General features: G+C 68.0%; 9 protein-coding genes. 5 read left to right on the plus strand and 4 right to left on the minus strand.

Translation table 11 applies throughout. From position 1 onward, the window contains the following. Positions 1 to 17 precede the first annotated feature (17 nt). Together ACFO0A_RS11550 and ACFO0A_RS11555 are read left to right on the plus strand one after the other, a co-directional pair. Positions 18 to 1,811 carry a cation:proton antiporter domain-containing protein gene (locus ACFO0A_RS11550; RefSeq protein WP_379539154.1) on the plus strand — a complete coding sequence of 598 codons (1,794 nt, stop codon included), beginning with the start codon at positions 18 to 20 and terminating at the stop codon, positions 1,809 to 1,811. 50 nt (positions 1,812 to 1,861) lie between these two features. After that, complete coding sequence (locus ACFO0A_RS11555) at positions 1,862 to 2,659, plus strand: hypothetical protein (protein WP_379539155.1); 798 nt, start codon at positions 1,862 to 1,864, stop codon at positions 2,657 to 2,659. A 3-nt stretch (positions 2,660 to 2,662) separates the two neighbouring features. On the opposite strand, the gene alaS is transcribed toward ACFO0A_RS11555, so the two are convergent. The 3 genes from alaS to ACFO0A_RS11570 are packed head-to-tail and all read right to left on the minus strand — an operon-like array spanning position 2,663 to position 7,096. Next, positions 2,663 to 5,308 (minus strand): alanine--tRNA ligase, encoded by a 2,646-nt coding sequence (alaS, locus tag ACFO0A_RS11560; protein WP_379539156.1) that lies wholly within the window; start codon positions 5,306 to 5,308, stop codon positions 2,663 to 2,665. A 52-nt stretch (positions 5,309 to 5,360) separates the two neighbouring features. Continuing rightward, complete coding sequence (locus ACFO0A_RS11565; protein ID WP_379539157.1) at positions 5,361 to 6,272, minus strand: diacylglycerol/lipid kinase family protein; 912 nt, start codon at positions 6,270 to 6,272, stop codon at positions 5,361 to 5,363. Next, positions 6,269 to 7,096, minus strand: coding sequence for a class I SAM-dependent methyltransferase (locus tag ACFO0A_RS11570; protein WP_379539158.1), 828 nt, complete (start codon positions 7,094 to 7,096; stop codon positions 6,269 to 6,271). The genes ACFO0A_RS11565 and ACFO0A_RS11570 overlap by 4 nt, the downstream gene beginning before the upstream one ends. 153 nt (positions 7,097 to 7,249) lie before the next feature. On the opposite strand from ACFO0A_RS11570, the gene ACFO0A_RS11575 reads away from it, so the two are divergent. From ACFO0A_RS11575 to ACFO0A_RS11585, 3 genes are read left to right on the plus strand one after another with little or no spacing between them, the layout of a single operon-like run. Then, complete coding sequence (locus ACFO0A_RS11575) at positions 7,250 to 9,337, plus strand: elongation factor G (RefSeq protein WP_379539159.1); 2,088 nt, start codon at positions 7,250 to 7,252, stop codon at positions 9,335 to 9,337. Between the two features lie 44 nt (positions 9,338 to 9,381). Beyond that, positions 9,382 to 9,693: a PadR family transcriptional regulator gene (locus ACFO0A_RS11580; protein WP_379539160.1), complete on the plus strand. Its 312-nt coding sequence runs from the start codon at positions 9,382 to 9,384 to the stop codon at positions 9,691 to 9,693. Next, the gene (locus ACFO0A_RS11585; protein WP_379539161.1) at positions 9,690 to 10,445 is read left to right on the plus strand and encodes a hypothetical protein; all 756 of its coding nucleotides are present in this window, start codon (positions 9,690 to 9,692) and stop codon (positions 10,443 to 10,445) included. Before ACFO0A_RS11580 ends, ACFO0A_RS11585 begins: the two co-directional genes overlap by 4 nt. Before the next feature lie 112 nt (positions 10,446 to 10,557). Here the strand turns inward: ACFO0A_RS11585 and recA are convergent, their stop codons facing one another. Next, the gene (gene recA, locus ACFO0A_RS11590) at positions 10,558 to 11,625 is read right to left on the minus strand and encodes a recombinase RecA (RefSeq protein WP_379539162.1); all 1,068 of its coding nucleotides are present in this window, start codon (positions 11,623 to 11,625) and stop codon (positions 10,558 to 10,560) included. Positions 11,626 to 11,664: the final 39 nt, after the last annotated feature.

Consider the following 11,664-nt stretch of genomic DNA (forward strand, 5'->3'; position numbering starts at 1 on the left):
GCCGCTTAGGTGCAACCATGGCCGAAGAGTTCACCGCAACGACCGCACTGTCAGACGCTCTCGTCATCCTCGGCGCGGCGGGGATCGTGATCCCGGCATTTGCCCGGTTCCGCATTACGCCGGTCATCGGCTTCATCCTCGTCGGGCTGCTGGTCGGGCCGTTCGGGCTTGGTTCGATGGTCGACCGGTATCCGTGGCTCTATTACTTATCGATCACCGAACCCGAGGGCATCAAGCCGTTCGCGGAATTCGGGATCATCCTCCTGCTGTTTTCCATCGGGCTTGAGCTTTCGTTCAACCGGCTATGGTCGATGCGGCGGCTGGTGTTCGGCCTGGGCGCGATGGAACTGCTCATTTCCGCCGCCCTTCTCGCCTTCATCCTGATGGTCATGGGCCAGTACTGGTCGGGAGCGATGGGTCTGGGGCTGGCACTTGCGCTGTCTTCGACCGCGCTCGTCCTGCCCATCGCCGGAACCCAGACGCCCGTAGGCCGCGCCGCGCTGGCGATGCTGTTGTTCGAGGATATCGCGCTCGTCCCGATCATCTTCATGCTGGGCGCGATGGCCCCCTATGCCGCCAACGGCGGGTGGGAGCAGATGCTGACCACCTTGTGGACCGGCGCGCTGACCATCGGGATCATGCTGATCGTCGGCCGCTACGCCCTTCCCGGCCTTTTCGCGCAGGCGGCGCGCACGAAAAGTCCCGAGCTGTTCCTCGCCGCCAGCCTGCTCGTCGTGATCGCCGCCGCGCTCGCGACTGCGGCTGTCGGCCTGTCGCCCATCATGGGCGCCCTGCTTGCCGGGTTGTTGATCGCCGAGACCGAGTACCACAGCGAGGTCGAAAGCATCACCGAGCCGTTCAAGGGCCTGGCGCTCGGCGTGTTCCTGATCACCGTGGGGATGAGCATCGACGTCTCGGTGATCATCTCCAATATCGGGCCGCTGGTTCTGGCGGTGGCTGGCGTGGTCCTGATCAAGGCGCTCGTCACCGGCACGCTCCTGCGCCTGATGGGCGCCGCGCGGGGCACCGCGACCGAGACCGGACTGCTGATGGCCAGCCCATCGGAGACGACGCTGATCGTTCTCGCCGCCGCGGCGCAGGCCCAGCTCATCCAGCCCGCCACTGCGCAGTTCTGGCAGATCGTTACCGCCATCGGCCTTACGATCACCCCGCTCCTCGCGCTCCTCGGCAATCGCGTGGCGCGGCGGGTCGAAGGGCCCGACGCCGGACGCAGCGATCCCTTGATCGAGGACGAGGCGGCAGAGCGCGCGGTGATCTTCGGCTTCGGCCGCGTCGGCCGCCTGGTCGGCGAAATGCTGACCGCGCATGGCCAGCGCTTCATCGCCATCGAAGCCAATCCCACGCTGGTTTCCGAAGCGCGCGCGGCGGGTTTTCCGGTGCTGTTCGGCAATGTCGCGAATGCCACCACTACCGATCGGCTACAGATCGAAAAGGCGCAGGCCCTGATCGTGACGATGGACGAGCCGGTGCTCGTCTCGCGCATCGTGCGCAAGTTGCGGGGGACCTATCCCGACCTCCCGATCATCGTGCGTGCCCGCGACACCGACCATGCTGCGGAGCTCTATCGTGCTGGCGCCAGCCACGCGGTGCCCGAAACGCTGGAAAGCTCGCTCCAGCTCAGCGAAGCCGTGCTGGTCGATCTCGGCTTTGCGATGGGGCCGGTCATCGCCTCGATCCACGAGAAGCGTGACGAGTTTCGCGAGGAGATCATGGTCAGCGGCAAGCTGGACCACAAGCCCCAGCTTCGCAGCAGCAGGCTCTCGCAGACGGGGCCGTTGCCAACGTCCTGATTCGGGCGCACACATGCCGCCGGGTCGCTCCTCGGCTTTGAGGAGGCAGGATGATGGCCACCGTCGCCCCGCTAACCGCGCTCGCTCCCGAACCGACCCGGTCGCGTGGCCGCCCCTCCACGATGTTCGTCTGGCTTTCGGCACTGTGCCTTCTGATCGCGGTTATCGGGTTCATCCCGACCTACTGGGCGCAGATCGCGCAGAACACCTTCCGCGGCACGCCGCTCATCCACCTTCACGCCATCGTCTTCACCGCCTGGCCGCTGTTGCTCGTGAGCCAGTCCGTTCTGATCGCGCGCGGCGGACTGCGCCACCATCGCGCCTGGGGGTTGGCCGGCATCGTCCTGGCGACGACCATGTTTCTCGTCGGCCTGGCTACCGCGGTGGTCGGGATGGAACACCGCATCGCGCAGGGCTACGGCGACCTGGGACGTCACTTTCTCGTCGTGCCCTTTGCTGCGATCGGCGGCTTCTACGGTTTCTTCATCGCGGCAATCGCCAACATCAACCGCTCCGAATGGCACAAGCGGTTCATCATCGTGGCCACGGCCTCGGTGCTCCAGGCGGCGATGGCGCGGTTCTTCTTTTACGCGGCGCACGGCATGGCGGCGGGGCAACGGCCCGACAGCTTTCCGCCCGCCCCGGTCGCGGCATCGCTGCTGCCCATCTTCACGCTCGACCTCATCATTGTCGGGGGCGCGGTTATCGACTGGCGGCGCGGGGGAAAAGTTCACCCGGCGTGGCTTTGGGGCCTTGGCATCCTGGTGCCGGTCCAACTCCTGCGCGTCCCGCTCAGCCAGACCGACGCATGGATGGCCTTCGCCGACTGGTTGACGCGGTTTACCTGAAGCTCAGGCGGCGAGCGCGGCCCTGACGGCGGCGATCGCCTCGCCCGCCTTGGTCCCGTCAGGACCCCCGCCCTGCGCCATGTCGGGCCGCCCGCCGCCGCCCTTGCCGCCCAGCGCCTCGACGCCCAGCTTCACGAGATCCACCGCGCTGAAGCGCGAGACGAGATCGTCGGTCACCGCCACGGCGAACGCCGCGCGCCCATCATTGACCGCGGCAATGGCGGCAATGCCCGAACCGATCCGCGCCTTCGCCTGATCGAGCAACCCGCGCAGTTCCTTGGCCTCGAGCCCGTCGATCACCTGGCCCGCGAACGTCACTCCGTTCACGCTTTCGTCGGCCGGGCCCGCTGCGGCGGAGCCTCCGCCCAGCGCCAGCGCCTTCTTCGCCTCGGCCAGTTCGCGTTCCAGCCGGCGGCGCTCGTCGACCAGCGCGGCGACCCGCGCCTCGACCTCGTCGGGACCAGTTCGCAGCGCTGCGGCGACCGCCTTTAGCGTGTCTTCGCGCCCGACCAGCCACTGCCGCGCGCCTTCGCCGGTCAGCGCCTCGATGCGCCGAACCCCCGACGATACGGCGCTTTCCGATACGATCCGAAAGACCCCGATGTCGCCCAGCGCATTGACGTGGGTGCCGCCGCACAACTCGACCGAATAATGCCCGTCGCTCTGCCGTCCCATCGACAGGACGCGGACCTCGTCGCCGTATTTCTCGCCGAACAGCGCCATCGCCCCGGCCTCGATTGCGTCGTCCGGGCTCATCAGCCGGGTCGTGACGGGCTCGTTGTGGCGGATTTCGGCATTCACCTCGGCCTCGATCGCGGCGATGTCGTCGGCGGTCAGCGCGGTGGGATGCGAGAAGTCGAAGCGCAGCCGGTCGGCGGCGACGAGAGAGCCCTTCTGCGTGACATGCGCACCCAGCCGGTGGCGCAGCGCGGCGTGAAGGAGGTGCGTCGCCGAATGGTTAGCGCGGATCGCGTCGCGGCGGTCAACATCGACCGCGAGGTGAACCGTCATGCCCACGCCGATCCGCCCCGCTTCGACCGTGGCGTGGTGGGCATGCAGCCGGCCGAGCGGCTTGGACGTATCGTGAACGGCCAGCCGCAGGCCTTCGGGTGTCGTGATCGTGCCGGCATCGCCGGTCTGGCCGCCGCTCTCGCCATAGAACGGGGTCTGGTTGGTGAGCACGACGACCTCGTCGCCCGCCTCGACCGAAGCGACTTCGGTTCCGTCCTTGAGCAGCGCCACGACCTGGCCTTCGCCGCTGGTGGCGGTGTAGCCGGTGAACTCGGTCGCGCCCTCGCGCTCGGCAATGTCGAACCATGCCTCGCCCGAGGCGGCATCGCCCGAACCCTTCCACGCGGCGCGGGCCGCGGCCTTCTGCTGCGCCATCGCCGCGTCGAACCCGGCGCGGTCGACCCCGATCCCGCGCGCGCGCAAGGCGTCCTCGGTCAGGTCGTAGGGGAAGCCGAAGGTATCGTAGAGCCGGAACGCGGTCTCGCCCGGCAGGCTGTCGCCCTCGCCCAGCGCGCCGGTCGCCTCGTCGAGCAGGCGCAGGCCGTTCTGCAGCGTCTGGCGAAAACGCGTCTCTTCGCGCTCCAACACTTCCTCGATCAGCGGCTGGGCGCGGCCGAGTTCGGGATAGGCCTGGCCCATCTCGGTCACCAGCGCAGGCACGAGCCGGTGCATCAGGGGGTCCCTCGCGCCGAGGAGGTGGGCGTGGCGCATCGCCCGGCGCATGATCCGGCGCAGCACGTATCCGCGCCCCTCGTTCGAGGGCAGCACGCCATCGGCAAGGAGATAGCTGGTCGAGCGCAGGTGGTCGGCGATCACCCGGTGGCTGGCGCGAGCCTCGCCCTCGGCAGCCACGCCGGTCAGGCCTTCCGACGCCGCGATCAGCGCGCGGAAGGTGTCGGTATCGTAGTTGTCATGGACGCCCTGCATCACCGCGGCGATGCGCTCCAGCCCCATGCCGGTGTCGATCGAGGGCTTGGGCAGCGGCGTGCGGCTGCCGTCGGCGGCCTGCTCGAACTGCATGAACACGAGGTTCCAGATCTCGATGAAGCGGTCGCCGTCCTCATCCGGGCTGCCTGGAGGGCCGCCGGGGATATGCGCCCCGTGATCGTAGAAGATCTCGCTGCACGGGCCGCACGGGCCGGTGTCGCCCATCGACCAGAAGTTGTCCGAGGTGGCGATGCGGATGATCCGTTCCTCGGGCAGGCCGGCGATCCGCCGCCACAGGTCGAACGCCTCGTCGTCGGTATGATAGACGGTCGCGGTCAGCTTGTCCGCGGGCAGGCCCCATTCCTTCGTCAGCAGGGTCCAGGCGTGCGTGATCGCCTGTTCCTTGAAATAGTCGCCGAACGAAAAGTTGCCGAGCATCTCGAAGAAGGTGTGGTGACGCGCGGTGTAGCCGACATTGTCGAGGTCGTTGTGCTTGCCCCCGGCGCGCACGCACTTCTGGCTGCTCGCGGCGCGCGGCACGGCGCGGGTTTCCAGCCCGGTGAAGACGTTCTTGAACGGCACCATCCCGGCGTTGACGAACATCAGCGTGGGATCGTTGTAGGGGACGAGCGGCGCCGACGGCACGGGCTCGTGGCCGTTGGCCGCGAAGTAATCGAGGAAGGACCGGCGGATGTCGTTTGTCGAGGTCATGGCAAGCGCCGATTAGGCGAGCCGCCGCCCGGCGACAAGCGGCGAGATGGTGTCAGGATGCGTCGGTCCGTTCGGCTTCGGCGGGATCGCCGACCATCACGGTCAGCGCCGCGGGCATGATCGAGAAGTGCAGCGGCAGTTCCATCCGCTCCACCTCGCCGTCGAACGCCACGTCGAGCATGCCGGTGCCTTCCACCGTCACTTCGCGCGCCGTGGTCAGTTCGCAGAAGTCGCGCTCGGGATCGGCCTTGCCGATGAGCGCGCGCAAGGCGAACCCGACCAACGATAGTGGGCTGCCATGAGCGACGGCGAACACCGAAAGCACTCCGTCGGTCAGCGATTCGCGCGTGCCGACCTTCCCGCTGTCGAGCGAGTAGCGATTGTTGCCGACGAACAGGAGCGGGGTCACCACCTGCTGCTCCTTCCCGTCGATCGTCAGCCGGACCGGCTTGGCGCGCAAGTGTCGCAGGACATAGAAGGTGGCTGGGATCGTGCCGAGCCACTTGGGGCCGAAATGGCGGTCACGCTCGCGCACGAGGCGGGTGTACACGCCCATCGACGCGTTGTTGACGAAGACCCGCTCGCCGCACCGGGCCAAGTCGATGCGAACCCTGGCCCCTTGCGCGATTATCTTCGCGGCGCCCTCGATTTCCGGCGGAATGCCGAGCTGCTTGGCCAGGTGATTTCGCGTGCCGAGCGGCAGGATCCCCAGCGCCGTTTCGCTTTCGGCGATGAGCGCGGCGGCCGTGCCGAGGGTGCCGTCTCCCCCGCCCACCGCGATGAGCGGTGAACCCTTCGCGGCCTCGACCGTGCGCTTGATGTCGCCACCCTCGACCAGTTGCGCGTCGATCTGCTGCCCTGCCGCGGAAAACGCTGCCTCGAGCTCGCCTTCCAGCTTGTCGCCGAGGGACGAAGCCGTCCCTCCGCTCTTGTTGACGATCACCGTCAGCGGGGAGTTACTCACCCGGTGCTCCGCGCGGTTACGATCCACGCCGCGGCAGGGAAGCTCACCGTGTCGCCGGACAGGTGGCTTTCCAGCACGCGCCGCATCTCGGCGGCAGCGGCCTCCCGCGTCTCGTCCGGCAGGGCGCGAAGCGCTGCTGCGGCGGGGCCGATACGCTGGAAGAGCGCCATGGCATCGTCGACCGCATTCGCGCCTTCACCCGCGCGGTAGGTGAAATCGACCGGCTCGAAGACGACGTCGCTCCACCCCGCCTCGCCCAGCAGGCCGGCGACGTAGTCCTTGTCGGAGAAAGCGAAAGGCCCGGGCGCCCGCGGATCGGCGAGCGGCCCACCGGACGCAGCGAAGAGCATCGCCAATTCGCTGGCCCAAGGGTTTTCGGCCCGATCGCGAAAGCACGAGAATGCGAGGTGCGCGCCCGGCGTAGCGACCCGGGCAAGGTGAGCGAACGCCGCGACCGGATCGGCGAAGAACATCACGCCGTGACGCGACATGTAAAGATCGGGGCGTCCCCGGTCCGGCTCCCAGCGCGAAGCGTCGGCCAAGGCGAAAGCTAGGTTCGGCCTGCCCCGCGCGCGGGCTGCCGCAGCGGTGAGGAGATCGGGCGAGATGTCGATCCCCAGCACCCGCGCGCCGGGACGGGCATCCGCGACCGCAAGCGACAGTTCGCCCGCGCCGCAGCCCACGTCGACGATGTCGGTGCCGGGCAGTGCCGCGATGGCCGAAAGCAGGCGCGGCGTGAGATTGGCAAAGCTGCGGTCGGTGCGGCGCCATTCGGCGGCCCAGTTGCGACCAACGCCGCTTTCCCAGTCTTCGGCGTTCGTCATCGCGAGCTGAAGTAAGGCACGCCGGCTCCACCGGCAAGGGGCCGACTATTTTCCGCTTGCGACTCACCGCTCGGGGGCAGAGCATCCGGCAACCCAGCGCGTCAGGCGCGAAGGCCCGGCGCGCTCCTAAAGCACAAGCAAGAGGAGCGGACGATGGCCAGCGCGGCAACGATCGGCAGGAGTGTCACCACTAACGGCAGCAGTCCCGGCGGCCGGCTGGCCACCAGAGCAATCGCGCTGGTGGGGCCGGCGGGCACGGGCAAGACCAGCCTGGCCGAAGCGCTGCTCTTTGCCAGTGGCGCGATCAACCGCATGGGCAGCGTCGATGCCGGCACCACCGTAGGCGATGCCAGCCCCGAAGCGCGCGCCCGGCGCGGCTCTACCGAGCTTAACCTGTTTCACTTCGACTACATGGACGATCGCTATGCGCTGATCGACACGCCCGGCGGAGTCGGCTTTGCCGCCGACGGCCTCGCCGCGCTGCCCAGCGCCGACCTGGCGCTGGTGGTGATCGACGCCGATCCCGCGCGCGCCGCGCTGGCCGGACCGATCCTGCGCCGGATCGACGAGCTTGGCCTTCCCCACGCAATCTTCATCAACAAGGTCGACGGCGCGCGCGCGGGCTCGATCCGCGAGGTCATCGCGGCGCTCCAGCCGCTGAGCCGCGAGCCGCTGGCTCTGCGGCAATTTCCGCTGCGCGATGGCGAGGCGATCACCGGCTATGTCGATGTCGCGCTGGAGCGGGCCTATCGCTACCAGCCCGGTAAGCCCTCCGAGGTCATCTCGATTCCTCCCGACGCGGCCGATCGCGAACATGCCGAACGCACGCGACTGCTCGAGACCCTGGCCGATTTCGACGATGCGCTGATGGAAGCGCTGCTGATGGACGAAGTGCCTGACGCCGACGTGGTGCTAGCCGATCTGGCCGAGGACACCGGCGGCAACAAGCTGGTGCCGGTGATGTTCGGTTCCGCCCAGAACGGCGGGGGCGTACGCCGACTGCTCAAGTTCCTGCGGCACGAGACGCCTCCGGCCCGGCAGGCCGGCGACCGGCTCGGCGTCGGCGATGGCGCCGCGCTACACGTCTTCAAGATCGCCAACGGCGGCGCGATGGGGCGGCTGGCGCTGGGCCGCGTGCTTGGCGAAGGATTGCGCGAAGGAGAGGACCTGACGGTCGGAGGCGAAACCACCCGGACCGGCGCGATCTTCGCGTTGCAGGGAGAAAAGACCGCCAAGCAGGGCGAAGCGCGCCAGGGCGATGTGGTGGCGGTGGCCAAGATCGACAACGCGCGCTGCGGGATGATGCTCGGCTCGCGCGCTGGCGACGCACGGGACGAACCGCTGGTCACCTACCCGGCGCGCAACGCGGCGCTCGCGATCGCGACGCGCGACCGCAAGGACGACGTGAAGCTGTCCACCGCGCTCCATCGGCTGTGCGAGGAAGACCCGGCGCTCGAATGGTCGCAGGACGACACCAGCCACGAGACGCTGCTGCGCGGGATCAACGACGAGCACCTGCAAGTCGTCCTGGCCAAGTTGCAGCGGCGCTATGGCGTTGCGGTAGAGACCCGGCCACCGCGGATCGCCTATCGCGAATCGATCCGCAAAGGCACGACCCAGCGTGGCCGCCACAAGAAGCAGTCGGGCGGGCACGGCCAGTATGGCGACGCGGTGATCGAGATCGCGCCTCTACCGCCCGGATCGGGCTTCACCTTCGAGGACCGGATCAGCGGCGGCGTGGTTCCCAAGCAGTGGATCCCGGCGGTCGAGGCCGGTGTGCGCGAAGCGATGGAGCGCGGACCGCTGGGCTTCCCGGTGGTCGACGTGACCGTCACGCTGATCGACGGGTCGTTCCACGCGGTCGACAGCTCCGAACTGGCCTTCCGCATCGCCGGACGCATGGCGATGAACGAGGGACTGGCCAAATGCGCGCCCTATCTGCTCGAGCCGATCTGCCGCGTCGTGATCGACACTCCGGCAGGGACCGGCTCCAAGGCCGGATCGCTCCTGTCGAGCCGGCGCGGCCAGATCCTCGGCCTGGGACCGCACCCCGATTGGGCGCGGTGGGAACGGATCGAAGCGATGCTACCCGAGGCGGGACTGCATGGACTGGATGCGGAACTCCGCTCGTTGAGCCAGGGCTTGGCAAGTTTCAGCGCCAGCTTCGATCATCTCGCCGAGCTGTCGGGCAAGCAGGCGGACGACGTGGTGAAGGCCCGCGCGGCCGAGCTTTCCGGGTGAGAGGCAGCGCTTGACGGGTTAGTCTACATATGTAGAGTAAGGGGATGGACGCACCGCTCCGCCTCTCCCGCCAGACCCGCGCCGTCCTGGCCGCGCTGCTTGAACGGCCGGCTGCATGGAGCCACGGCTACGACCTGATGCAGCGCACCGCGCTCAAGTCGGGCACGTTGTATCCACTGCTGATGCGTCTGGCCGATCGCGGGCTCGTCGAAGCGGAGTGGCAGCCGCCGGTGCCCCCCGCGCGCGCACCGCGTCACGCATACCGGCTGACAAAAGAGGGATTGAACCTGGCGCGCGCGTCTGCGGATCGGGCCCCCACGCGAGGCCCGGCGCTGGGCGGAGTGCTGCCGGCATGAGCGCGCCAAGCTTCCTCGCCCACTCTCTGATGGTTGCATCGCGGTGGATCATGCCCACCGCGCGCCGGACGTGGGCCGACGCAATGGCGGCGGAATTCGACACCATCGCCGAGCCGGCAGCCGCGCTCGATTTCGCGAGCGGCTGCCTCCTGGGAGCGGGCAGAGAACGAATGTCAGCAATGGCGAAGGCGCTGCGCACGAATTCATGGCTCGTGGCGAGATGGAGCGCGGCTGCAGCGTTGCTGGCCCTGCCCGCGGTGGCGATTTGGCTCGGCGCTGAGGGCGTCAACTGGGACGCGGCCGACTTCACCGTCTTCGGCGCGATGCTGACAGGGACGGGCCTGGCGTACGAGTTCCTCGCCGGTCGCACCGGGAACATGGCGTACCGCACCGGGGCAGCGCTGGCGATGGCGACCGCGTTCATGCTGGTATGGATGAACATTGCGGTTGGGATCATTGGCAGCGAGGCAAATCCCGCCAACTTGATGTTCGCGGGCGTACTCGCGGTCTTGTGCGGCGGCACCGTAATCGCCCACTTCCGCGCCCGGGGCATGAGCCGGGCGCTGGCCGCCACCGCAATCGCTCAAGTCGTGGTGGGGATCGTGGCGCTGGCGGGCAACATGGGCGCCGGCGGCCCGGCCTGGTCGCGCGACGTGAGCATCCTCACCCTTTGCTATGCGGCCCTGTGGCTGGGATCGGCGGCCTTGTTTGCTGCTGCCGCGCGGCAGAACGGCCAACGTCCGGCGCAATAGGCGCGCAGGGATTGGCCTCAACCCGCGCAAAACGACGAACCGGCGTGCTTCCTTCCGGGGAAGCACGCCGGTCTGTTGTTATGCGGCGCGGAGGGACGCGCTGCGGTGAGGATCAGATGTCGTCGTCCGCCTCGGGACCGGTCATCATTTCCTCGGCAACGCGGTCGGTGTGGCTGCGGATCGCAGCTTCCAGCCGGTTGCACATCTCGGGATTGTCCTTGAGGAACTGCTTGGCGTTTTCACGGCCCTGCCCGATCCGCACCGAATCGTAGCTGAACCAGGCGCCCGACTTCTCGACCAGGCCGGCCTTGACGCCGAGGTCGAGGATCTCACCGATCTTGGAAATGCCCTGGCCGTACATGATGTCGAATTCGACCTGCTTGAACGGCGGGGCCACCTTGTTCTTCACCACCTTCACGCGGGTCGCGTTGCCGACGATCTCGTCGCGATCCTTGATCTGGCCGGTGCGGCGGATGTCGAGGCGGACCGAGGCATAGAACTTGAGCGCATTGCCTCCGGTCGTCGTCTCGGGATTGCCGTACATCACGCCGATCTTCATCCGCAGCTGGTTGATGAAGATCACGGTGCAGCGCGAACGGCTGATCGAGCCGGTGAGCTTGCGCAGCGATTGCGACATCAGGCGGGCCTGAAGGCCGACATGGCTGTCGCCCATCTCGCCCTCGATCTCGGCCCGGGGAACGAGCGCGGCGACCGAGTCGATCACCAGCACGTCGATCGCGTTGGAACGGACCAGCGTGTCGACGATCTCGAGCGCCTGTTCGCCGGTATCGGGCTGCGACACGATCAGTTCGTCGATGTCGACGCCCAGCTTCTTGGCATAGACCGGGTCGAGCGCATGCTCGGCGTCGACGAAGGCAGCGGTGCCGCCGGTCTTCTGCGCCTCGGCGATACAGTGCAGCGCCAGCGTGGTCTTGCCCGAGCTTTCGGGTCCGTAGATTTCGATGACCCGGCCGCGGGGAAGGCCGCCAACCCCCAGCGCGATATCCAGACCGAGCGATCCGGTGGACACCGCCTCGACCTGCATCGCCTCTTTCGAGCCGAGCTTCATCGCGCTGCCCTTGCCGAACGCGCGATCGATCTGCGCCAGCGCCGCTTCCAGCGCCTTCTGACGATCCATGGAGTCCTTGCCTTCCTGTACGATCTTGAGATTCGCAGCCATTTCGCAGGTGCCTCCTTCGCTTAGAGAGCGGCGGGCCTC

This window comes from Novosphingobium tardum (assembly GCF_042652045.1).
GTDB classification, from domain to species: domain Bacteria; phylum Pseudomonadota; class Alphaproteobacteria; order Sphingomonadales; family Sphingomonadaceae; genus Novosphingobium; species Novosphingobium tardum.

What these genes read in the sequence shown, in the direction of transcription:
- ACFO0A_RS11550 (WP_379539154.1), top strand. Translation starts at nt 18, where the DNA reads ATGGCCGAAGAGTTCACCGCAACGACCGCACTGTCAGACGCTCTCGTC.
- ACFO0A_RS11555 (WP_379539155.1), top strand. Translation starts at nt 1,862, where the DNA reads ATGATGGCCACCGTCGCCCCGCTAACCGCGCTCGCTCCCGAACCGACC.
- alaS (WP_379539156.1), bottom strand. Translation starts at nt 5,308, where the DNA reads ATGACCTCGACAAACGACATCCGCCGGTCCTTCCTCGATTACTTCGCG.
- ACFO0A_RS11570 (WP_379539158.1), bottom strand. Translation starts at nt 7,096, where the DNA reads ATGACGAACGCCGAAGACTGGGAAAGCGGCGTTGGTCGCAACTGGGCC.
- ACFO0A_RS11575 (WP_379539159.1), top strand. Translation starts at nt 7,250, where the DNA reads ATGGCCAGCGCGGCAACGATCGGCAGGAGTGTCACCACTAACGGCAGC.
- ACFO0A_RS11580 (WP_379539160.1), top strand. Translation starts at nt 9,382, where the DNA reads ATGGACGCACCGCTCCGCCTCTCCCGCCAGACCCGCGCCGTCCTGGCC.
- ACFO0A_RS11585 (WP_379539161.1), top strand. Translation starts at nt 9,690, where the DNA reads ATGAGCGCGCCAAGCTTCCTCGCCCACTCTCTGATGGTTGCATCGCGG.
- recA (WP_379539162.1), bottom strand. Translation starts at nt 11,625, where the DNA reads ATGGCTGCGAATCTCAAGATCGTACAGGAAGGCAAGGACTCCATGGAT.